The sequence below is a fragment of the Vibrio sp. MMH1-50 genome, from assembly GCF_022347645.1.
Classification (GTDB): Bacteria; Pseudomonadota; Gammaproteobacteria; order Enterobacterales; family Vibrionaceae; genus Vibrio; species Vibrio harveyi.
Genome location: NZ_JAKRGG010000020.1, coordinates 65760 through 88818 on the forward strand (window position 1 = coordinate 65760; position 23059 = coordinate 88818).

Below are 23059 nucleotides of genomic sequence, written 5' to 3' on the forward strand. Positions count from 1 at the left end.
GTGGTATAGCCGGGGGGACTATACCACGGGTGTCAATGACACCTTCGCTTGCTGCCGGAGTGACATGTTGCCATGCCACCTCTGGAATTCTTTTGAGAGGCTGTTGTCTCTCGATGGGTTAACTATACGAGACCTTACTTATTTTTCTTATAAAAATAACGACAGCTTTATGTGAGAAAAGCGACAAGTTGCCTTTTTCTATTTAAGGTGCTGAATTTATTGATTTTTTAATTTTTCGAAACTGCAAATGTTACGCTTGTGTTAATTTGCATTTGTCTGAAAATATTCAATTTTGACAAAAATGACGTGAAATTAATTAACGGAGTTGACGTTAGATTTCGCCAAAAGCATTAATGAAATCTTTGATTTCACACAATGAATGAGAGGGTATAGAAGAGTAACATTAGCGCCCTATACTATTAATAATAATATTTATCATTTGCACTACTCTTAAGGGCCACTATGAAGCTATCAGAAATCAAACCTGGCGAAACAGTGACAATTCGGTTGTTAGAAGGACTTACGTCGGACGTCAGAAAAAAGCTAATGGTAATGGGACTACTTCCTAATACTGAGGTTAAAGTTATTCGACGCGCACCAATGGGAGACCCACTGCAAGTTGAAGTTCGTGGTGTTTCTGTTGCATTACGAGAGACTATTGCGCAAAACATCGAAGTGGAGCGAGCATAATGCAATACCAAATTCTTACTGTTGGTAACCCAAACAGCGGTAAAACCACACTTTTTAATGGCCTGACTGGTGCAAAACAACAAGTTGGTAACTGGGCTGGTGTAACGGTTGAAAAGAAAACTGGTCAGTTCAAACATGCTGGTGATGAATTTCTTCTGACGGACCTTCCGGGTATCTACTCTCTCGACAGTGGCAATGATAGCAATAGTATCGACGAATCTATCGCATCGCGTGCGGTTTTGACGCACCCTGCTGATCTGATTATCAACGTAGTAGACGCAACGAGTCTTGAGCGCAGCTTATACATGACGCTACAACTGCGTGAACTTGGTCGTCCTATGATTGTTGTATTAAACAAAATGGACGCACTTAAGCGTGAACGCCAAGTCATCAATGTTGCAGAACTAGAAAAAACCTTGGGTTGTCCAGTCGTTAGCCTATCAGCGACAAATAAAGCACAAGTTGCAGAATTTAAAGAGAAGTTGCACAAGTCAGTGGTTCAAGGTGTTGCACTAAAAGACATCGCTTTGAATTACGGCGAACAAATGGAAGCGGCGATCAACAACGTTTCGGCTCTTTTCAATGATCAAACCGTTTCTAACCGTGCTCTAGCAATTCGTGCACTAGAAAAAGACGCACTGGTTCTTAACAGCATGTCGGATGCTGATCGCAATAGCGTTGAAAACACAATTGCAGAACTTGAGCTTGATGTTGACTTACATGTTGCAGATACAAAATACACACACCTTCATGAAGAGTGCAAGAAAGTACGTCGCAGTGAGGGCAAGCTAAGTCGCAGTGTGACTGAAAAGCTAGACCAATTTATCTTGAACAAGTGGGTGGGCATTCCATTCTTCTTCATTGTTATGTACCTAATGTTCATGTTCTCTATCAACATTGGTAGTGCGTTCATCGACTTCTTTGATATCGGTGTCGGTGCTCTGTTGGTTGATGGTGGACACCACTTGTTAGACGGTCATTTGCCTGTGTGGTTAGTGACGGTGCTTGCTGATGGTATTGGTGGTGGTATCCAAACGGTTGCAACCTTTATTCCAGTTATCGCGTGTTTGTACCTGTTCTTAGCGGTACTTGAAAGCTCAGGCTACATGGCTCGTGCCGCATTCGTACTAGATAAAGTGATGCAGAAGATTGGTTTACCAGGCAAAGCATTCGTACCGCTTGTTCTTGGTTTTGGCTGTAACGTACCGTCAATCATGGCAACCCGTACTCTAGATCAAGAGCGTGAGCGTAAACTAGCTGCATCTATGGCGCCATTTATGTCATGTGGTGCTCGTCTACCAGTATACGCACTATTCGCTGCGGCATTCTTCCCAGGTTCTGGTCAGAACATTGTATTCGCACTTTACCTACTTGGTATTGTGGCAGCGATCTTCACGGGGCTTTTCCTTAAGCACACGCTTTACCCAGGTAGCAGTGACAGCCTAGTAATGGAAATGCCTGACTATGAGCTTCCAACGTTACAAAACGTGGTGATCAAAACTTGGCAAAAGCTAAAGCGCTTCGTTCTTGGTGCAGGTAAAACCATCGTTATCGTTGTTGCTATTCTGAGTTTCTTCAACTCATTGGGTACTGATGGCAGCTTTGGTAACGAAGACAGCGAAAACTCTGTGCTTTCTAAAGCAGCGCAAGTTGTGACTCCAGTATTCGCGCCAATCGGTGTTCAAGAAGACAATTGGCCGGCGACGGTAGGTATCATTACCGGTATCTTCGCAAAAGAGGCGGTAGTTGGTACGCTTAACAGCCTATACACTACACCAAGCGATGGTGAAGACGCAGAATTTGACCTAATGGGCAGCCTAGAAGAGGCAGTAATGAGTATCCCTGAAAACCTAGCCGGTTTGAGCTACTCAGATCCACTAGGCATTGAAGTGGGTGACTTAACTGACTCAAATGCAGTTGCAGAAGAACAAGAAGTCGATGCTTCTATCTTCGGTAACATCAAATCGCAGTTTGCTTCTGGCAATGCCGCATTTGCTTACTTAATCTTTATCCTACTGTACACACCTTGTGTGGCGGCGATGGGTGCTTACGTACGTGAGTTTGGTCATAAGTTCGCACGCTTTATCGCGGTTTGGACAATGGGCTTAGCTTACCTATGTGCGACGTTCTACAACCAATTGACGCATTTCGCAGATAGCCCAGTGACAAGTAGTATTTGGATGGCTGTGATCGTTGCTATCTTCTTTGGTACCTACCGCGTGTTCAAACAAGTTGGTAAGAAACAAAACGGTGCATTAGAGGCGCAAGTAGCATGATTTTAAAAGAGCTTTATCAATACATTGCAGACAAAGGAACCGTCTCCCAGTCAGATCTGGCTAAACAGTTTGGGATGAGTGAAGATGGCGCCGACGCGATGTTAAACGTGTGGATTAAGAAGGGCAAAATTAGCCGCCTAGTCGACACTAATAAAGCTCATGACGTGACTCGTGTTCGCTACTCAGTGACTAAACAAGATGGTTTGTCTTTGACAGTCACCATGTAGCGATTGTCAAAATTAGTCACCTAAAAAGCTATTCCATAAAAACGACAAAGCCGCATCAGCAATGATGCGGCTTTTCTTTTGCTGGTTATTGTTTGTGAATACAGCGAAATTAATGCTCTTCAGAGTGTTTAGTCGCGCCTAACCCTAGGAACTTCAAACCAAGACTTAAAACTAAAATCGAAATAGGTAATGTTAAGATCGTCCAATCTAAGCTGTCGAAGTTAATCAGCACGAGCTCTAAGAACTTCACAAACAAGATCACGATGATGACTTCAGCCAAAATGTTTTTTAGGTGGCCTATGTTTGGGGTTCTGATCCAATGCAAAACCGACGGTTCTTGTGTTTTCGCTTTAGCTTTGTTGGAAATAAACAGTGTGTAGATGCCGTGAGCAAAGATGAACAAAACTAGTGCGACAAGAAACGTATCCAGTGATTTGATCAAATACGCGATCGCGATGTCTGCTTTATCTAAATGTGCGAGTGCTTCTGGAGGTGTTTGATTGAGAATGAAGACCGCAAATGCCGAATAGGTTTTTGCTGCGCCCATAAGAAAAAGCAAGAATGAAGCAGCCATAGAACAGATGATGGCGATCCAGCTGACGTATCGGAATGTGTTGAAGACTTGTTTCATGATGACCCTCTCTAACTGAGTTGGCAGTCTAAACAAGTTTTATTTTAGTGATAATCCTAGAAAAATGAGAAAGATTGTTACAAATGCGTATTAATCTTTCTCTGTCTGTTTCAGCCGTATTCAAAGGCGAATTATTTTCGCTGGCAGCGGCTATGCTTTTTGGAAAATAGAGCTCAGTGATAGCACGTTTTTAATACGGCCAAGCAATTCGTTTTGCTCTTCTTCTGTACGGAATTCACCTTTGGTGTTACCCCAAACCGGCCCCGGCCATGCTACGTCATCTTTGAAGCGGGCAATATGGTGAATGTGCAGCTGTGGCACCATATTACCTAGTGCGCCAAGGTTTAACTTGTCTGGACGGAATGTTGCTTCCAGTGCTTGGCTTACCGCTTGAGACTCTAGCAAAAACTGTTGCTGTTCTTTCATTGGCAAGTGGTGAAGCTCTTTTAGGTTTGCACGTTTTGGTACCAAGATAACCCATGGCACGGCATTGTCTTTATGCAGAAGCGCCACACTCAGTGGGAAGTGACCGATAACGGTAGTGTCTTTTGCCAATTGAGGGTGCAGTTCAAAACTCATTATATTATCCGATTTGAATTGAATGACATCAGTATACGCCAGATAAAACAAAAGGTTGACGCTTTCACGCCAACCTTTCTAAATCGTCTCGATTCTCGAATCGTTTACATACGCTCTAGAGTATCAATACCTAGTAGAGACAGACCTTGCTTGATGGTCTTCGCTGTTAGGGCTGCTAGTTTCAGACGGCTTTGTTTCACTGCTTCGTCTTCAGCAACTAGGATAGGGCACGCTTCGTAGAAGCTAGAGAACTGACCTGCTAGTTCGAATAGGTAGCTACACATGATGTGTGGTTGACCTTCGCGAGCAACAGATTGAACCGCTTCTTCGAACTGCATAAGTTTTGCGATAAGCGCTTTTTCTTTCTCGTCAGTGATCTTAATTTCACCTTGTAGATCATCCATAGAAACGCCAGCTTTAGCGAATACAGATGCTACGCGAGTGTAAGCGTATTGCATGTACGGCGCAGTGTTACCTTCGAACGCTAGCATGTTGTCCCAATCGAACACGTAGTCCGTAGTACGGTGCTTAGAAAGGTCTGCGTATTTAACCGCTGCCATTGCAACTGTGTTCGCGATCGCTTTCTTCTCGTCTTCTGCTAGTTCTGGGTTCTTAGATTCGATAAGCTGTGCTGCACGAACTTCTGCTTCATCAAGAAGGTCAGCAAGACGAACCGTACCGCCTGCACGAGTCTTGAATGGCTTGCCATCTTTACCTAGCATCATACCGAACGCGTGATGTTCAAGAGATACTGACTCTGGCACGTAACCCGCTTTACGAACGATAGTCCAAGCTTGCATTAGGTGTTGGTGTTGACGAGAGTCGATGAAGTAAAGTACGCGGTCTGCGCCTAGTTCTTCGTAACGGTATTTCGCACATGCGATGTCCGTTGTTGTGTATAGGAAGCCGCCGTCGCGTTTTTGAACGATAACGCCCATCGCTTCGCCGTCTTTGTTCTTGAATTCTTCAAGGAACACAACTTGCGCGCCGTCATCTTCAACCGCAAGACCTTGTGCTTTAAGGTCTGCTACGATCTTAGGTAGCATGTCGTTGTACATGCTCTCGCCCATTACGTCATCACGAGATAGAGATACGTTTAGGCGATCGTAGTTGCGTTGGTTTTGGATCATAGTTACGTCAACCAGCTTCTTCCACATTTCTGCGCAGAACTCGTCGCCGCTTTGCAGTTTCACAACGTAGTTACGTGCTTTCACTGCGAATTCTTCGTCTTCGTCGTACAGTTTCTTAGACTCACGGTAGAAGCCTTCAAGGTCAGCAAGTTCCATAGAAACTTCGCCAGACTCTTGTTGTACACGCTCAAGGTTTGCGATAAGCATACCGAACTGAGTACCCCAGTCACCGATGTGGTTCGCACGGATCACTTTGTGACCTAGGAACTCAAGAGTACGTACTACTGCATCACCGATGATGGTTGAACGTAGGTGACCAACGTGCATTTCTTTAGCAACGTTTGGTGCAGAGTAGTCAGCTACGATAGTTTGAGCTTCGTCTGCTGCAACGCCAAGACGTGAATCAGCCAGTGCTGCTTCCGCTTGTTTTGCTAGGAACTCTTCGCTTAGGAAAATGTTGATGAAACCAGGACCAGCGATTTCTGTCTTGCTCGCAATACCATCTAGGTCTAGAACATCCAGTACTTTCTGTGCAAATTCTCGTGGGTTAGTACCCAGTTTTTTAGCAACGCCCATTACGCCGTTTGCTTGGTAGTCACCAAATTGTGGCTTTGCTGATTGGCGTACTGCCGCAGGACTGCCTGCAGGTGCGCCAGCGGCTTCTAGAGCCTGAGATACTTTGTCATTAATAAGTGCTTGGATATTCACACGCGTTTCCTTCAATTCAAGGACGAAGAACTCGGCGAAGTAAGTGCCGAGTTCTGTTGGAGTTCACAAAAATGGGGCTAATGATAACAACTTTATTGCTTTTCATACAGAGAGGAATTGGGGAAATTTATACTTTTTCGATTGAATGGAAATGTGGCTTAGTTTGCGTTTACTATTGCGCTCAGAGTAATGAGATAAATCGCCCTATAAGAGAGCCACAATGACGACTCAACTAGTTGAAAAACGCCTAGCGCCTGAATTGATGATCCAAGATCTGGATGCATTTATGGCTAAGATTGAAGAGCTTGCATTCCTGTTAAAACTGGATCTGAGCTTTGCTCAAGCTGATCATATTGCGCTGCGTATTAATGATACTGAAACAGCGAAAGCTGCGCATGAAGCATGGAATCAATACGGTAAGGTGATTTCACAAGCGAAAATCAACGGTCGCCCGATTATTGTTATTGAATTCGACAAAGCGTTAGAAAGCCGTGGCTGGAAGATAGAGTGTCTGGAGTTGCCTTACCCTGCGGAAGGCAAAATCTACCCAACTGAAAGCTGGGAACATGTGGAGTTTGTGATTCCATCTCATGCCGAAACTGCCGATGAGTTTCTTGCTGATTTGAAACACACTTACCCAGCGTTTGGCGTGCGTTTTGACGAGCTAGAAGAGCTAGGTGTGAAGATCAAACTGTCGAGCCCGAAAGGGGAAGGCGAACGCTTGAACAACCCAACCGTGGCGTTTAAGTATCAAGGCATTTGTATCAAGCTGCACCCGCATTCACTTAAGCGTATTGTGGAGTCTGAGCAGGCTGAATAAGTTGGCTCTGAATAACTATAAAGAAGAAAGGGTTGCCAAATGAGCAACCCTTTCTTTTTTCAAATACGACGAATTTAAAGAATAACCGTCTTATTGCCGTAAACAAAAACGTGGTCATTGATCACTTTATTCAGAGCCTTGCTCAATACGTTCTTCTCTACATCGCGACCTGCTTGCGCCATATCTTGTGCGCTGAACGTGTGATCCACTGGAATAACGTCCTGCTTGATGATTGGACCTTCATCCAAGTCATTTGTCACGAAGTGCGCTGTTGCACCGATGATCTTCACACCGCGGTCGTAAGCCTGCTGATATGGCTTCGCACCGATGAAAGCGGGTAAGAAACTGTGGTGGATGTTGATGATCTTGTGACGGTATTTCTCTACGAAAGTCGGAGTGAGAACACGCATGTACTTCGCAAGTACAAGGTAATCGGCATCGTATTGATCAATCACTTCAAGCATCTTCTGTTCGTGCTCTTCACGGCTAAGATCTTCGTGAGTAACGTGATGGTAAGGAATATCAAAACGCTCAGTGAGTGTTTGAAGTTTGTCGTAGTTACCAACAACTGCAGCAATTTCAACATCTAAGCTGCCATCGTAAGTCTTCATCAGAATATCACCCAGACAGTGCGCTTCTTTGGTTACTAGAATGACGATACGTTTGCGGCGAGAGCTAATAAGTTTGCGTTTTGCACCTTGTGGCAGTGCTTGGTCTAAATCGGCGAGTAGCGTTTGATCGTTGAAGTACCCCTCCAACTCGGTTCTCATGAAAAAGTGCCCACTGGTGTTATCAACAAACTCGTTATTATGAACGATATTCAGCTGATGCTTATAACAGATATTGGTGATTTTTGAGATCAAACCCGGTGCGTCAGAACAATGGGTTAACAGTGTTTTCTTTTCCATAAATCAGATACTTCCATGCATTATTTTTCTAGCGTACGAATAAAAAGGTCACGTCAGAAGCGTGAATCGTACTGCAATCTGACTTCATAAATAATCTATTCTCGGCGCGGTTTCAACAAATTATCCGCGCGATGCTAAAACCTAGTGCTTTTGTTGGCTGATGTTTACGCTCAACTCCTGATATACTCTCGACAATTTTTCCAACCAGATGTCAGGCATGATCGCAAAAACATTCTCCTCTGAGGGCGCGTTAGGCAAAGCCATTCCGGGCTTTCAAGCTCGCCAGCCACAAATCGATATGGCAGAAGCTGTCAGCAGTGCGATCAAAGACCAAACTCAGCTGGTGGTTGAAGCAGGAACGGGAACGGGTAAAACCTTCGCTTACCTTGTGCCTGCGCTATTAAGCGGCAAAAAAGTCATCATCAGTACGGGGTCGAAGAACCTACAAGAGCAGTTGTATCACCGTGACTTGCCGTTGATGGTCAGTGCTTTAGGCTTTTATGGACAAGTGGCGTTACTAAAAGGTCGCTCCAACTACCTTTGTTTGGATCGTCTAAGCCGACAAATGGTCGAGAGCCATACTAATGAAGCCGATCCAACATTGTTGACCCAATTGGTGAAGGTTCGCACTTGGTCGTCTGAAACCAAAACGGGCGATTTAGGGGACTGTGATGATCTGCCAGAAGACAGCATGATCATCCCAACCATTACCTCAACCAACGACAACTGTTTAGGTAAAGAGTGTCCGAGCTACACCGATTGTTTCGTCTTAAAAGCACGCAAACGCGCGATGGATTCAGACATTGTTGTCGTTAACCACCATTTGTTCCTTGCAGACCTTGCGATAAAAGAAACCGGCTTTGGTGAATTGATCCCAGAAGCTGACGTGTTTATCTTCGACGAAGCTCACCAGCTTCCTGACATTGCAAGCGAATACTTCGGGCAATCGATCTCTAGCCGTCAGATCCAAGAGCTCGCCAAAGACATTGAGATTGCCTACCGCACAGAAGCAAAAGACATGCGCCAGCTACAAAAAGTCGGCGATAAGCTGATGCAAAGTGCCATGGATATGCGCATCGTGTTGGGTGAACCGGGCTTTCGTGGTAACTGGCGTGAAGCTTTGCAATCGGAATCGATCAAACGTGAATTAGTGCGTTTAACCGATAGCTTAGATCTGGCGATTGATGTGTTGAAACTGGCACTAGGTCGAAGCCAATTGCTGGACACCGCCTTTGAGCGTGCCAATCTGATCAAAGGACGAATTGACCGCGTCTGTGATGTTGATATTACCGGTTACTCATACTGGTACGACACATCCCCACGTCATTTTGCGTTGCACATTACGCCGCTGTCGGTGGCGGATAAATTCCATGAGCAAATCGAAATCAAACAAGGCGCGTGGATTTTTACCTCAGCAACCCTAGCGGTATCGGGTGACTTTAAACACTTTACCGATCGTCTTGGATTGAAGCCGAAGCAGCAGTTTTCGTTGCCATCTCCGTTCGATTATGAGAAGCAAGCGCGCTTGTGTGTGCCTCGTTATTTACCAGAGCCAAACAGCCCAGGCTTAGCCGACAAACTGGTGCGAATGCTTGCGCCTGTGATTGAAGAGAACGACGGGCGTTGTTTCTTTCTTTGTACTTCGCACAGCATGATGCGTGAGCTTGGTGAACGCTTCCGTGAAGTGCTGGATCTGCCTGTGCTAATGCAAGGTGAGATGAGCAAACAAAAGACCCTTGCCGAGTTTATGGAGCTAGGTAATGCATTGCTGGTGGCGACGGGTGCATTCTGGGAAGGGATCGATGTTAGAGGTGATGCGCTGAGCTGTGTTATCATCGACAAATTACCGTTTACTGCCCCTGATGATCCTCTACTCAAAGCCCGAATCGAAGATTGTCGATTACGTGGTGGTGAGCCGTTTGCAGAAGTGCAAATCCCAGACGCGGTTATCACGTTAAAGCAGGGCGTAGGACGTTTGATTCGAGACCAAAAAGACCATGGGGCTTTAATCATTTGCGACAACCGTTTGGTAACGCGTGATTATGGTGGCATCTTCCTCGGCAGTTTACCGCCAATCCCAAGAACACGGGATTTGGAACGAATCAAAACATTCCTAAAAACAGAACAACCTGCCGCAGACTAATGCGCTGTGGCATCAATAAATTAAAGAAGAATTGTAGAGAGTTACATGAGCGCAAAAATTCTTGCTATCGATACGGCAACTGAGAACTGTTCAGTTGCGCTACTAGTTAATGACCGAGTGATTTCACGCAGTGAAGTGGCTCCTCGTGACCACACTAAGAAAGTACTGCCTATGGTAGACGAAGTACTGAAAGAAGCAGGTCTGACTCTACAAGATCTAGACGCATTGGCGTTTGGTCGTGGTCCGGGCAGCTTTACTGGCGTTCGTATCGGTATTGGTATCGCGCAAGGTTTGGCGTTCGGTGCTGACTTACCAATGATCGGCGTTTCAACGCTGGCTGCGATGGCACAAGCAAGCTACCGCCTGCACGGTGCAACGGATGCCGCTGTTGCGATTGATGCGCGCATGGGTGAAGTTTACTGGGCACGTTATACTCGCCAAGAAAACGGTGAATGGGCAGGTGTGGATGCAGAATGTGTTATCCCACCAGCGCGTCTAGCGGAAGAAGCACAAGCAGACGACAAAACGTGGACTAAAGCGGGTACTGGTTGGGATGCTTACCAAGAAGAGCTTGGCAAACTGCCATTCAACGTCACCAGTGGCGATGTTCTTTACCCTGATTCACAAGACATTGTGATTCTTGCTGAGCAGGAACTTAAGAAAGGCAACACAGTCCCAGTAGAAGAATCGAGCCCGGTTTATCTGCGCGATAATGTGACGTGGAAGAAACTTCCGGGTCGCGAATAATCGGACTTTCAATGACATGACAAAGTGCAGGGCGTTTGCCCTGTATTTTTATGGAGCGTTATGGCGTCTATCAATGGTTTACCTCCTGCGTTAATACCGGATGCAAATCGCACCAATAAAGTCGGTAAAAAAGGGCAGGTAAAGAAAGCTCAAGATAAGCAGCCCGTTGGTCAACCTTCTAAGGTGGCGAACGCTGTCGCGCATTCCATTAAGCAAGTGGATGAGTCTCAGATTCATCGCGCTCAAGTGCAATATGATTTGCCCGAGGGTCATGCTCGCAAAGCAATGGAACAGTATATGGACGTCATGAATCGAGCGAAGAAAGAGGAACTTGCTCAGTTACTTGGTGTCGATATCTATGTGTAAAACAACGAATTTATAGTGGGGGTTTATGAAACTTTCTGGACGTATTTTTCTGGTTATTATCGCAGCATTCGGGCTTTCTGCCTGTAGTTCTCTTCCTGAAGAGCTGAATGCAAGCACCGAGCAGGTTTTGACGGATTACAAAGCCTTTGCTGAAGACCAAGGACAGGCTGCTAACGATGTCCGTCTTGGTGGTGTTATCGCGAAAGTGGATAACTTGAAAGACCAAACGCGTCTGGAGATCGTAAATCTGCCAATCAGCAAATCAGGCAAGCCGGACATCGATCAAGAACCAACGGGTCGCTTCGCGGTTTATTTTGATGGTTACTTAGAGCCAGTTGCTTTCAGTAAAGGTCGAATCATTACCGTGGTGGGTAAAGGTGCGGGCGAAGAAGAAGGCAAAATTGGCGAGCACCAATACATCTTCCCTGTCATCAAAGGCGATGGCTACCGTTTATGGAAGATTGAAGAGCGAGTACGTATGTACGACACGCCAACCTATTACTACCCTTGTTACTCCATTAACTGTCGCATGATGCGTTCGGATTTCCCGCAAGATGGCAAGGTGATCAAGAAGGTTAAATAATCTGTGATGAATGAGCGCCGTTTCGAACTCCCAAATGGGAGCATGGCAGCCTTAGAGATCGGAAACGAAAAAACGACTGCTTGTTCAGTCGTTTTTCTTCATGGGTGGATGGATAACGCGGGTAGCTTCAAAACCTTGATGAACGCCATCCATCAGCACAACCCTGATCTTCATCTACTGGCAATTGACCTATTTGGTCATGGCTTATCCAGTCATAAATCCTCAGACAATTACTACCCCTTCCACGACTATATTGCTGATTTACACCAATTATTGGATGAATTATCGCCAAACAGACTGGTGTTAGTAGGTCATTCACTAGGCGCTTTAATCGCAAGTTGCTATAGTGCTGCCTTTCCTGAACAGGTCGAAGCGTTAGTGCAAATTGAAGGAGCGGGTCCACTCGCAGAACAGCCTTCCAATAGCGTAAAACGACTGCGTGATGGTGTCCTTAGCCGGCAACGTCAACGCAACAAACCGGAGCGAGCTATCGCTTCTTTCGATCTGGCGTTAAAGCTACGCATGCAAGCGAATCACCTGACCGCCGAGCAGTTGATGCCAATCGTAGAGCGCGGAACCGAATGTCGCGAGAACCAATGGTTTTGGCGACACGATGCCAAATTAAAGTGCGATTCTCTTTATCGCATGGCACAGGATCACGCGAACTCGATCACCAGCCAAATACGCTGTCCACACCTGATCATATTGGGTGACAAAGGATTTCAACATTTACAGTCTAACCAAGTCGATTGGGGCGAAAATCCACCGAACGTGGTTTCTGTCGCGGGTGGGCATCATTGCCATTTAGAGCAAATACTCGAGGTCGCAAAGCGAATTCTTGGTGTAGTTAACAAAATTTAAACAAGTGTTTGAGAGTTACGTGCTCAAGCACGTTTGCTGTGCTGTAATAGTGCTCAAAATAAAAAGGACGCTATTTTTTAGCCAGTTATAAACGAGGAGTAACATCGTGGATAAACCATGGCTTTCACGTTATCCAAGTGACGTACCTGAAACCATTAATCCAGAGCAATATGAGTCTTTGGTAGAAATGTTCGAGCAGTCTGTTCAAAAATACGCAGACCAGCCGGCATTCATGAACATGGGCTCGGTCATGACCTTCCGCAAATTGGAAGAGCGTAGCCGCGCATTCGCCGCATACCTACAAAACGAACTTAAGCTGAAGAAGGGCGACCGCGTTGCTCTTATGATGCCAAACCTGCTTCAATACCCTGTCGCGCTATTTGGTATTTTGCGTGCAGGCTGTATCGCTGTGAACGTGAACCCACTTTACACTCCTCGTGAGCTTGAGCACCAGTTAAACGATGCTGGCGCAACGGCGATCGTTATCGTTTCTAATTTCGCGAACACACTAGAGCAAATCGTAGAAAACACGCCAGTGAAACACGTGGTTCTGACCAGCCTTGGTCAAATGTTGCCACGTGCAAAAGGTACGCTTGTCGACTTCGTGGTTAAGTACGTGAAGGGCATGGTGCCTAAGTACGATCTACCGGGTGCAATCTCAATGCGTAAAGCGCTGCACAAAGGTCGTCGTCTTCAGTACGTGAAACCATTTATGTCTGGCGATGATATCGCATTCCTACAGTACACTGGTGGTACAACGGGCGTAGCGAAAGGCGCAATCCTGACGCACCGCAACATGATCGCTAACGTAATGCAGGCGAAAGGTGCTTATGGTCCTGTATTGTCTCCGGGTCGCGAGCTTGTTGTTACGGCGCTGCCGCTTTACCACGTATTCGCGCTGACAGTGAACTGTCTACTGTTCGTTGAGATGGGTGGTAACAACCTGCTTATCACTAACCCGCGTGATATTCCGGGCTTTGTGAAAGAGCTGCAAAAATACCAGTTCACTGCGATTACTGGCGTAAACACGCTGTTTAATGCACTAGTGAACAACGAAGACTTCCATGAGCTAGATTTCAGAAACCTTCGCCTAGCAGTAGGTGGTGGTATGGCAGTGCAACGTGCCGTCGCTGAAAAATGGCAAAAGACCACAGGCTGTTACCTACTAGAAGGTTACGGTCTAACAGAATGTTCTCCATTGGTGGCGGCTTACCCGCACGACCTAGTGGAATACAACGGTTCTATCGGTCTGCCTGTGCCATCAACTGAAGTACGTATTGTTGATGAAGAAGGTAACGCACTAGCAAATACTGAGGCAGGTGAGCTTCAAGTTCGCGGTCCTCAAGTGATGCAAGGTTACTGGCAGCGTCCAGAAGCGACTAAAGAAGTGATCAACGAAGACGGTTGGCTATCGACGGGTGACATCGTTAAGTTTGATGATGAAGGTTTCCTACACATTGTTGATCGTAAGAAAGACATGATTCTTGTGTCTGGCTTTAACGTTTACCCGAACGAAATCGAAGACGTGGTTGCTCTACACGGTAAAGTGTTAGAAGTCGCGGCAATCGGTCAGCCTCACGAAGTGTCTGGTGAGTTGGTGAAGATCTACGTTGTAAAACGCGATCCGAGCCTAACCAAAGATGAAGTGATTGCACACTGTCGCCAACACCTAACTGGCTACAAAGTGCCGAAGTTGGTTGAGTTCCGTGAAGATCTACCTAAGACCAACGTAGGTAAGATCCTTCGTCGCGTACTGCGTGAAGAGAACGATGCAGAGCTAGCGAAGAAGAGCGCATAAGCGGATTTCTTTGTGCAACAATCATTTATTGCCAAATAGTGTTAGAATGCCAGCGTTTTGCTGGCATTTTTTTATAGCGAGAAGCATGTGAACTATCAGATCATTACGAAAAACAAAGACCTAGAAGAAGTCTGCGCTTTAGCAAGAGAAGCCGACGTAGTTATGCTGGATACCGAATTCGTGCGAATCAGGACTTACTATCCGCAACTAGGTTTGATTCAGCTTTTCGATGGCAAACAACTTTCCCTTATCGACCCGACCGAACTGACTGACATGACGTCGTTCGTCGAGTTGCTAAAAGACACCTCAGTGCTAAAAGTACTGCACGCGTGTGGTGAAGATTTAGAAGTCTTCCAAAATGCCTTTGGCTGCACACCATTCCCAATGGTGGATACTCAGTTGATGGCAGCATTTTTGGGTCACGGTCTGTCGACGGGCTTTGCTACGCTGGTGGAAGAATACCTAGGCGTGGAGCTAGACAAGAGCGAATCTCGCACTGATTGGATGGCGCGCCCACTTACTCAAAAGCAGCTTGATTACGCCGCGGCCGACGTACACTATCTAATGCCTCTTTACGAGAAGCTATTAGATAAAGTGAACGAAGCAGGCTGGTGGGAAGCGGTTCAGCAAGAGAGTGACCTGCTTGTATCAAAGCGTATTCGTAACTTAAATGAAGAAACCGTCTACCTAGATATCAAAGGTGCATGGCAACTAAGACCGGCTGAACTAGCGATTCTTAAGCCTTTGGCGACTTGGCGCTACCGCGAAGCGATTAAGCGTGACCTAGCACTGAACTTTATCTTCAAAGAAGGTGATTTGCTGACAGTGGCTCGCCTTGGTTTGACTGGCTTTAAGAAGATGGAAGCGGAAGGCATCGACATTCGTGCGATTAACCGCCACGGCGCACGAATTGCGGCTATCGTGAAAAGTGCAAAGCAAACACCTGCCGATGATTACCCAGCTAAAATCGAGCGTTTGATGGATTACCCAGGCTACAAGCAAATCTTCAAGAACATGAAAGATGTGGTGAAGGTAGCATCGCAAAAATCAGGCTTGGCGACCGAGTTCTTGGCGTCTAAAAAGCAGATCAACCAAATCATCAGTTGGGTATGGAAGAAAGACCGCGACCCAGCGCGTCTACCGGATGTGATGCAAGGCTGGCGTCTTGAATTACTCGGCGAGAAGATGAATAAGGTGCTGAAGTAAGTACCAAATAAAAAAGGTTGGCACTATCGCCAACCTTTTTTGTAACACGCATTTGTAATTGGCTTTGAAGCCAAAACCTATTTTCAACAACCCGAGCACGCTAGTCGTAGATTCTGAATCACGCTCGTGCCTCGCTGTTCAGAATGACGAAGGGGTCTTGAGTCATTCCAGCGAAGCTGGGTGAAAGCCAAAAGCTTAAGTGAGACTAGGAATCTACTGACAGCCCGCTTTAAAGCCAAAACCTTCTTTCACCAAGCCGAGTACTCTGGTAATAGATTCTGAATCGCGCTCGTACCTCGCTGTCCAGAATGACGAAGAGGAAGACTCTCAAGCAAAGTCGAAAAGTAATTACTTCTCGTCTTCTGGCAACTTCACGTTTAGCTCAAGAACCGAAATATCATCGTCCTTGTGCTCAAACGTCAAATCCACCATGTTTGGATCAATCGCAACGTATTTGCTGATCACCTTCAAGATGTCCTCTTTCAATTGAGGCAAGTAAGAAGGCGCAGGATCGTTCTGGCTACGACGCTCAGCAACGATGATCTGCAAACGCTCTTTGGCTAGATTCGCTGAAGTTTTCTTTTGCGGGCGGAAAAATTCTAATAGTGACATTTCTAGCCTCCGAATAGTCGTTTAAAGATTCCTTTCTTCTCCTCGGTAAGGAAACGAAATTCAACCTGGTTGCCCAGTAGGCGGTCTACCGTATCAGAGTAAGCCATGCCTGCGTCTGTGTTCTCGTCAAAGATCACTGGCACACCTTTGTTTGATGCGTTTAGAACGGCTTGGCTTTCTGGAATCACGCCCAGTAGAGAAATGTGTAGGATCTCTTCTACGTCTTCAACGCTCAGCATCTCACCTTGTGTTACGCGAGATGGGTTGTAACGCGTCAGCAATAGGTGCTGCTTAACAGGCTCAAGACCTTGCTCAGCACGTAGAGACTTAGAATCCAAAATACCTAGGATACGGTCAGAATCACGTACCGAAGACACTTCTGGGTTGGTCGTTACAATCGCTTCATCTGCGTAGTACAGCGCCATCAGAGCACCTTGCTCGATACCTGCTGGAGAGTCACAGATGATGAAGTCGAAGCCCATTTCATCCAACTCAGTGAACACACGTTGCACGCCATCTTTGGTTAGCGCGTCTTTATCACGTGTTTGAGAAGCTGGAAGAATGAATAGGTTATCTGTGCGCTTGTCTTTAATCATCGCTTGGTTAAGCGTTGCTTCACCGTTGATGACGTTAACAAAGTCATACACCACGCGGCGTTCACAGCCCATGATAAGATCGAGGTTACGCAAGCCGATATCAAAATCGATCACCGCAGTCTTTTTGCCCTTAAGAGCCAGACCAGAGGCGATGGCTGCGCTTGAAGTGGTTTTACCAACGCCACCTTTACCAGACGTTACTACAATAATGCGTGCCATTTTATTTCCTTTTTAGACTAAATCGTGAGTGTTTCTAGATGTAATGATTCTTCGGCTTTACTGATCATTACTTTCTTTTGCCAATACTCACTCTCAATTTGATCGCTCAACCAGTAATCTCCTGCAATGGAAACCAGTTCAGCTTGTAAATCGTGACAAATAATTCGTGCTTCTTGTTGACCACTCGCCCCTGCAATGGCGCGTCCGCGTAGAGTGCCATGAATGTGGATAGAGCCATCAGCAATCACTTCTGCACCAGCGCTTACGTGTGCTAGTACAACCAAGTCACCGTCTTTGGCGTAAATCTGCTGACCAGAACGCACAGGCGTACGAACGACTTTGGTCGGCGCCATTTTCGCTGGTGCTTGAGTTGGAGATTTGCTCGCAGACATGATGGCGAAGCCCGCTTCTGAGGCAAGGTTTTGAACGCGCTTATCTTTACAGCCAGTCACACCAACCGGAATAAACCCTGCATCGGCGATGCCTTGTTTAAGTGTGGTGAAATCAATGTCGCCTTCTACTTTTGCTATATTGATAACCAGAGGTGCGGATGCGAAGAAAGAGGGTGCTTGAGAAACCTTTTCTTGCAAAAATTCGACAGTCTTAGCGATCTCGTTGTCAGAAAGGTGTAAAACTGACAATGTAAAACTGCTACCTTTAAGGTCAGGTGAATGGGTCATCGTGGACTTCTTGCCTTTATTGAAAGAGCGTTGCCTTAAACTAGGTCTGTCATGTTATATTTCATCCTTTAGCGCAGCAAGTTCTCAAGCGGGCAAATAAGTGAATTAATCTCAAATTTGCTATCAAGTTTGCGAGAATTTTACGTTTTCAACAAAATCCGCACTCAAAGCGGGTAAATCAGCACAAAAGGCTCGTCATGCTTTGTTCTATTTATAAAAGCTCCAGAAAAGAAGGCACTTATCTCTATATTCCGAAAAAGGATGATTTCTCACAGGTTCCTGACACGTTAATGCAGATGTTCGGTAAGCCTATGCCGGTGATGACAATCAAACTTGATGGTCGTACTTTGGCACAAGTTGATGTCGAGAAAGTGAAAACGTCACTAATCAATGATGGTTTCTTCCTACAGGTTCCGCCTCCGCCGGAAAACCTACTAGAAAAATACAAAGAACAAAAAGCCCAGCAGAAAGGCGAATAACGTCACCGCTTTTCATCTGGGAATTCTGCCTCGCTCAAGGAGGGCGATATGAAAAAGATACTGGCAGTAATGCTCAGCGTTGGTATGTGCACTTCAGCCTTTGCAAGCAGCGATGGCTTTGATGAATACCTAAATAAATTGCGTGCAGAAGCGCGTGATAAAGGCATTTCCGAACAGGTGATCAGTGCCGCTTTTGCTGATGTGGAATACAAACCACGAGCAGTCAAAGCCGACCGTAACCAACCTGAGAAGAAACTGACGTTAGATGAATACATTCCGCGCGCGGTACCTGAGTGGAAGGTAAAACAAGCGAAGCAACTGTATAAAGAACACTACGCTGAGCTAAAACGCATTGGTGATGAGTTTGGCGTGCAGCCGCGATTTATCGTTGCACTTTGGGGCGTGGAAAGTAACTTCGGTAAGTTCACTGGTAACTTCCGCGTGATCGACGCGTTGTCGACCATGGCGTTTGAGGGTCGCCGTGAAGAGTTCTTCCGTAAAGAAACCATGGCGGCACTACAAATCCTAGATGAAGGTCATATCGAGCTAGAGAACTTCAAAGGTTCTTGGGCTGGTGCGATGGGTCAATGTCAGTTTATGCCAAGCTCATTCCTACGCTTTGCCGCGGATGGTAACGGCGACGGCAAGAAGGACATTTGGCAATCAGAAGCTGACGTGTTTGCTTCTACTGCGAACTACCTAAGCAAATCTGGCTGGGATGATAAGTTCACCTGGGGTCGTCAGGTTAAAGTGCCACACGGCATTGACCACAACCTGCAAGGTCGCGAAGAGGAAAAAGGTAAGTATCTGCAAGAGTGGAGCAAGCTTGGCATCACCAAATACGATGGCAGCCCACTTCCTAAGCTGGACGAAGACATCAAAGCATGGTTGATCATGCCAGACGACGAGAACGGTCGTACTTACCTGGTGTACAACAACTACAATGTGTTGATGAAGTGGAACCGCTCTTACTACTTCGCACTGGCGGTAAGTCATTTAGCTGACCGCATCACATTCTAGATTGAATGTATAAACGAATAAAAAGGGGCTCTTCGGAGCCCTTTGTTTTCTCTATTTGAAACGAGGTTTGCGTGTTATCTGAACGTGCTGCACAAATGGTGATCTTCTCGGCGTTGATCAAACATAAAAACTTTACCGCTGCGGCAAAGAGCTTAGGTGTGTCTGTTTCTCACGTCAGTAAACAGCTCAGCCAGTTGGAAGCGTCACTGGGTATCAAGCTCGTGCAACGCACCACGCGCAGCTTCACGCCAACCGAAGCGGGGCAAACCTTCTATCACCATTGTGAACAAGTGGTGCAAGCCGTTAGCAGTGCCACGTTAGAGATGGAAAGCCAGCGTGATGAAGTCGCCGGCTTGGTTCGTCTCGGTTTGTCGCAGTCTTTTGGCACGTTGCACATCATCCCTGCCATTCAAGAACTTCGTGAGAAATACCCGCAACTGCAAGTCGAAGTGCATTTGTTCGATTACAAAGTTGATATGCTCGAAGAAGGCTTGGATCTGTGGATTACCAATAATGAACATTTGCCAGAAGGCTACATTGCTCAGCGCTTAGCAGATTGCCAATTTGTGGTTGCTGCTTCGCCAGATTACTTACTCAAGTTCGATACGCCAACCGAACCGAATGACTTGTCGCAGCACAACTGCCTTATTTACCGCAGTTGGGAGCGTGACTACACCAGTTGGGCGTTCACCAATCGCGAGCAAGAGCTCAACGTGAAAGTCTCTGGCAACTACTCGGTCGATTTAGCAGAAGCGGTGCGTGATGCCGCAATCGCAGGGTGGGGGATTGCTTACTTAGCCACTTATTTGTTGGGGGATGAATTCCGCTCAGGCAAATTGATCCAGCTTCTACCTGATTGGAGAGCCAGCCAATCCATGCCGTTTTATGCGGTGTACCCAAGCCGTCAACATATGCCGAAAAAGATCTCAGCAGTGATCGAATTCATCAAACAAAAGATCGGATCGCCTTGCCATTGGGATCAGCGATTAGCACCGTATATTTCGATTCCGAAGTAGGGAATACATAAGGTGATTTGAATCACAAAATTTTTCCAAATCCAGAAACATCTTTTCCATTTGGAAATAATAACTTTAGGCAAACGTTTATCTTTATTTAATTCAAAGAGTTATTTTGCTGATTAAAGAGTGAGCAGACAAGATTCTCAGCCTGTTAACATCCCCAACTTGCAGCATTTTTTACGCTCTATACAATCCGACGCCTTTCCTGTTCCCCCTTTTGTCGGATTCATTTTATGAACTCAATTCTTGGTATCGTAGCCATCCTATTCGTAGCATGGCTGCTTTCGACTAACCGTAAGAACATTCGTCTACGAACGGTGTCTTTGGCTTTTGCTCTGCAAGTAATCTTCGCGCTATTGGTACTGTATGTACCAGCGGGTAAAGAAGCGCTTAACGCAGTAACAGGCGCGGTTTCTAACCTAATCAACTACGGTCAAGAGGGCATCGCGTTCCTATTCGGTGGTCTTGCGACCAACGGCTTTACCTTCGCGATTAACGTACTTGGTATCATTATCTTCTTCTCGGCACTGATTTCTGGTTTGTACCACATCGGTCTAATGCCAAAAGTGATCAACCTAATCGGTGGTGGTCTTCAGCGTTTGCTAGGTACAGGTCGTGCAGAATCGTTATCTGCAACAGCGAACATCTTCGTTGGTATGATTGAAGCGCCGCTTGTAGTAAAGCCATACCTGAAGCACATGAGTGATTCTCAGTTTTTCGCAGTAATGACTGGTGGTTTGGCATCGGTTGCTGGTGGTACGCTAGTAGGTTACGCATCACTGGGTGTGGATCTTAACTTCCTAATCGCGGCAGCATTCATGTCAGCGCCTGCAGGTCTTCTGATGGCAAAAATCATGATGCCAGAGACAGACACCACAACACCAGATATCGACCTAGACCAAGTAGAAATGCCACGTGCAACCAATGTGGTTGAAGCAATGGCAGACGGCGCAATGTCTGGTCTACGCATCGCAGTGGCGGTAGGTGCAACCCTATTGGCGTTCGTAAGTGTTATTGCGATGCTAAACGGTATTCTAGGCTGGTTCGGCGGTCTATTCGGTATGGAACTGAGCTTCGAGCTAGTACTTGGCTACCTATTCGCACCAATCGCATGGTTGCTAGGTATTCCTTGGAATGAAGCTATTGTGGCTGGCTCACTGATCGGTAACAAGATTGTGGTAAACGAGTTCGTTGCCTTCATCCAACTGATGGAAGTGAAGTCTCAGTTAAGCGCACACTCACAAGCTATCGTAACCTTCGCACTGTGTGGTTTCGCAAACATCTCAACCATGGCAATGCTGATTGGCGGTCTAGGTTCACTCGTACCGGAGAAGCGTTCATTCATCTCGAAATACGGCTTCCGTGCAATCGCAGCAGGCGTAATGGCGAACCTGATGAGCGCATCAATCGCTGGCGTGATTTTGAGTCTTTAATTGAAAGGCGATGGAAGGTTCCCTTAAGTGGGGATCTTCTTCCAATTGAAGTAATAGAAAGAGAAGAAATGAGTATCCCTAAAGGCATTTAGGGATACTTTTTTTCGTTAAGCGGCTTTAAGATCTTTTGCTTGAGCTAGGTGCTCTTGAATGCTTAAAGCCAATGCTTTTGCAAAAGGGACAGCAACAGCATTACCAATCATCTTGTAGCCCGCTGCAACATTGTTGTAAACGAACTCAAAGTCATTCGGGAAGCCCTGAATTCGTGCGCACTCACGCACACTCAGACGGCGATATTTGTCTTCGTGACCTTCCACAAACTTAAACTTGTCTGTCTCTACTTTTTCCATTTTTGGCGCGCCTGGGTGAATCGGTGCGTGGCGACCGCCAGCCTGAATGGTAAAAGAAGGCTCATCCCAAGTTCTCACTCGGTTTCGAGACATAAACATCGTAGAGAAACCGCCAATCATGTACTCGTGGTTTAGCACTTTTACATCTGGGTTTGGCTTCTGCTTGTCTAATGCAGGCACTGCCGTTCCATCAAGGTCTGCAATCACGTGCTTCAAGGTGCGACGTTCTGTTTTTTCCATTGGTTCTGGGAAGGTGTACTTGATGTTTAAGTCACTTCTGAAGCCAATAAAGATAACGCGCTTTCTGTCTTGCGCAGCGCCGTAATCAACCGCGTTCATCATCTGGTAATACAAATCATAACCAGCATCTTTAAACATCTGCTTGATGTTGTTGAGCGCGTTTGCATGGCGTGTGTGCTGCATTCCACTTACGTTTTCAGCCAAGAAGAACTTGGGCTTTTTCGCTTCTAGGATACGGATAAAATCGAAGAACAGCTGACCACGCTTGTCTTCGATACCACGTTGTGCACCCGCTTCACTCCAGCTTTGGCATGGTGGACCACCAATAATACCATCACATTCAGGCACTTCATCCGCATCAATGTTTGTGATACTACGTCTGTCCAACGTAGTGTGAGGATGGTTCTTCTCGTATGTCGCCCAAATATCTTTATCGTATTCGTTAGCCCAAGTTACATTGAACCCGGCTTGTTCGAACCCTAGGTCTAAGCCACCAGCCCCAGCAAAAAAAGAAACGATTCGTTGTGTCATGCTCTGATATATGTCGTCTAAATAATGGGCGTATTGTACCAACTTACTGTACATAAGGCCAGTGATTTTTTCTCGCGTTATTTCAATAAGTTGAATGTATGGCTGCACTTATACCCAAGTAACCTCGAGATGCTAGGTTCAGCGAGAATGACTTGGTTTGTAGACGCGGCGGCGATTTAAAGATCTAGTCATTCTAAATCAAGAATC

23 protein-coding genes are annotated in these 23059 nt (G+C 46.1%); 15 read left to right on the forward strand and 8 right to left on the reverse strand.

From position 1 onward, the window contains the following. Positions 1-462: 462 nt before the first annotated feature. From MHO32_RS15435 to MHO32_RS15445, 3 genes are read left to right on the forward strand one after another with little or no spacing between them, the layout of a single operon-like run. The gene (locus MHO32_RS15435) at positions 463-690 is read left to right on the forward strand and encodes a FeoA family protein (protein WP_005426705.1); all 228 of its coding nucleotides are present in this window, start codon (positions 463-465) and stop codon (positions 688-690) included. Then, on the forward strand, positions 690-2966 hold the full coding sequence (gene feoB / locus MHO32_RS15440; protein WP_239212835.1) for a Fe(2+) transporter permease subunit FeoB: 2277 nt from the start codon (positions 690-692) through the stop codon (positions 2964-2966). Before MHO32_RS15435 ends, feoB begins: the two co-directional genes overlap by 1 nt. Next, on the forward strand, positions 2963-3193 hold the full coding sequence (locus MHO32_RS15445; RefSeq protein WP_005382192.1) for a FeoC-like transcriptional regulator: 231 nt from the start codon (positions 2963-2965) through the stop codon (positions 3191-3193). The genes feoB and MHO32_RS15445 overlap by 4 nt, the downstream gene beginning before the upstream one ends. A gap of 109 nt (positions 3194-3302) precedes the next feature. On the opposite strand, the gene MHO32_RS15450 is transcribed toward MHO32_RS15445, so the two are convergent. The 3 genes from MHO32_RS15450 to argS form a co-directional block, all read right to left on the reverse strand. Beyond that, positions 3303-3824, reverse strand: coding sequence for a YqhA family protein (locus MHO32_RS15450; RefSeq protein WP_005446434.1), 522 nt, complete (start codon positions 3822-3824; stop codon positions 3303-3305). 150 nt (positions 3825-3974) lie between these two features. Beyond that, a complete protein-coding gene (locus MHO32_RS15455) occupies positions 3975-4403 on the reverse strand; it encodes an HIT family protein (protein WP_069686891.1) in 429 nt (142 codons plus the stop codon). Between the two features lie 104 nt (positions 4404-4507). Then, complete coding sequence (argS, locus tag MHO32_RS15460) at positions 4508-6241, reverse strand: arginine--tRNA ligase (protein WP_005446437.1); 1734 nt, start codon at positions 6239-6241, stop codon at positions 4508-4510. A 220-nt stretch (positions 6242-6461) separates the two neighbouring features. Here argS and MHO32_RS15465 point away from each other — a divergent pair, with 220 nt between their 5' ends. Next, positions 6462-7061, forward strand: a complete 600-nt coding sequence (locus MHO32_RS15465) for a VOC family protein (protein ID WP_172580431.1) — start codon at positions 6462-6464, stop codon at positions 7059-7061. Positions 7062-7135: 74 nt separating this feature from the next. Here the strand turns inward: MHO32_RS15465 and purU are convergent, their stop codons facing one another. Beyond that, positions 7136-7969, reverse strand: a complete 834-nt coding sequence (gene purU / locus MHO32_RS15470) for a formyltetrahydrofolate deformylase (protein WP_005428723.1) — start codon at positions 7967-7969, stop codon at positions 7136-7138. 217 nt (positions 7970-8186) lie between these two features. On the opposite strand from purU, the gene MHO32_RS15475 reads away from it, so the two are divergent. From MHO32_RS15475 to rnd, 7 genes are all read left to right on the forward strand, one after another. Continuing rightward, positions 8187-10112: an ATP-dependent DNA helicase gene (locus MHO32_RS15475; protein WP_026000138.1), complete on the forward strand. Its 1926-nt coding sequence runs from the start codon at positions 8187-8189 to the stop codon at positions 10110-10112. A gap of 45 nt (positions 10113-10157) precedes the next feature. Next, complete coding sequence (tsaB, locus tag MHO32_RS15480; RefSeq protein WP_172580432.1) at positions 10158-10859, forward strand: tRNA (adenosine(37)-N6)-threonylcarbamoyltransferase complex dimerization subunit type 1 TsaB; 702 nt, start codon at positions 10158-10160, stop codon at positions 10857-10859. 60 nt (positions 10860-10919) lie between these two features. Continuing rightward, on the forward strand, positions 10920-11225 hold the full coding sequence (locus tag MHO32_RS15485; RefSeq protein WP_239212837.1) for a chromosome partitioning protein ParA: 306 nt from the start codon (positions 10920-10922) through the stop codon (positions 11223-11225). Between the two features lie 25 nt (positions 11226-11250). After that, complete coding sequence (locus tag MHO32_RS15490) at positions 11251-11808, forward strand: Slp family lipoprotein (RefSeq protein WP_009698574.1); 558 nt, start codon at positions 11251-11253, stop codon at positions 11806-11808. A gap of 6 nt (positions 11809-11814) precedes the next feature. Then, positions 11815-12669 carry an alpha/beta fold hydrolase gene (locus tag MHO32_RS15495; RefSeq protein ID WP_239212847.1) on the forward strand — a complete coding sequence of 285 codons (855 nt, stop codon included), beginning with the start codon at positions 11815-11817 and terminating at the stop codon, positions 12667-12669. Positions 12670-12775: 106 nt separating this feature from the next. Then, on the forward strand, positions 12776-14467 hold the full coding sequence (fadD, locus tag MHO32_RS15500) for a long-chain-fatty-acid--CoA ligase FadD (protein ID WP_239212839.1): 1692 nt from the start codon (positions 12776-12778) through the stop codon (positions 14465-14467). An 87-nt stretch (positions 14468-14554) separates the two neighbouring features. Next, complete coding sequence (rnd, locus tag MHO32_RS15505; RefSeq protein ID WP_005446447.1) at positions 14555-15673, forward strand: ribonuclease D; 1119 nt, start codon at positions 14555-14557, stop codon at positions 15671-15673. A 348-nt stretch (positions 15674-16021) separates the two neighbouring features. Here rnd and minE read toward each other — a convergent pair whose 3' ends face one another. From minE to minC, 3 genes are read right to left on the reverse strand one after another with little or no spacing between them, the layout of a single operon-like run. After that, positions 16022-16285 (reverse strand): cell division topological specificity factor MinE, encoded by a 264-nt coding sequence (gene minE, locus MHO32_RS15510; RefSeq protein ID WP_005437690.1) that lies wholly within the window; start codon positions 16283-16285, stop codon positions 16022-16024. A 2-nt stretch (positions 16286-16287) separates the two neighbouring features. Next, a complete protein-coding gene (gene minD / locus MHO32_RS15515; protein ID WP_005446449.1) occupies positions 16288-17100 on the reverse strand; it encodes a septum site-determining protein MinD in 813 nt (270 codons plus the stop codon). A gap of 17 nt (positions 17101-17117) precedes the next feature. After that, the gene (minC, locus tag MHO32_RS15520) at positions 17118-17780 is read right to left on the reverse strand and encodes a septum site-determining protein MinC (protein ID WP_239212841.1); all 663 of its coding nucleotides are present in this window, start codon (positions 17778-17780) and stop codon (positions 17118-17120) included. Positions 17781-17977: 197 nt separating this feature from the next. On the opposite strand from minC, the gene MHO32_RS15525 reads away from it, so the two are divergent. The 4 genes from MHO32_RS15525 (at position 17978) to MHO32_RS15540 (ending at position 21731) form a co-directional block, all read left to right on the forward strand. After that, positions 17978-18259, forward strand: coding sequence for a YcgL domain-containing protein (locus MHO32_RS15525; protein WP_005430875.1), 282 nt, complete (start codon positions 17978-17980; stop codon positions 18257-18259). Positions 18260-18307: 48 nt separating this feature from the next. Then, the gene (locus MHO32_RS15530; RefSeq protein WP_239212843.1) at positions 18308-19279 is read left to right on the forward strand and encodes a lytic murein transglycosylase; all 972 of its coding nucleotides are present in this window, start codon (positions 18308-18310) and stop codon (positions 19277-19279) included. 71 nt (positions 19280-19350) lie between these two features. Next, positions 19351-20295, forward strand: coding sequence for a LysR family transcriptional regulator (locus MHO32_RS15535; RefSeq protein ID WP_005446456.1), 945 nt, complete (start codon positions 19351-19353; stop codon positions 20293-20295). 236 nt (positions 20296-20531) lie between these two features. Continuing rightward, positions 20532-21731, forward strand: coding sequence for a NupC/NupG family nucleoside CNT transporter (locus MHO32_RS15540; RefSeq protein WP_005446458.1), 1200 nt, complete (start codon positions 20532-20534; stop codon positions 21729-21731). A gap of 107 nt (positions 21732-21838) precedes the next feature. On the opposite strand, the gene MHO32_RS15545 is transcribed toward MHO32_RS15540, so the two are convergent. Continuing rightward, the gene (locus tag MHO32_RS15545) at positions 21839-22852 is read right to left on the reverse strand and encodes a DNA cytosine methyltransferase (protein ID WP_005446460.1); all 1014 of its coding nucleotides are present in this window, start codon (positions 22850-22852) and stop codon (positions 21839-21841) included. Positions 22853-23059: the final 207 nt, after the last annotated feature.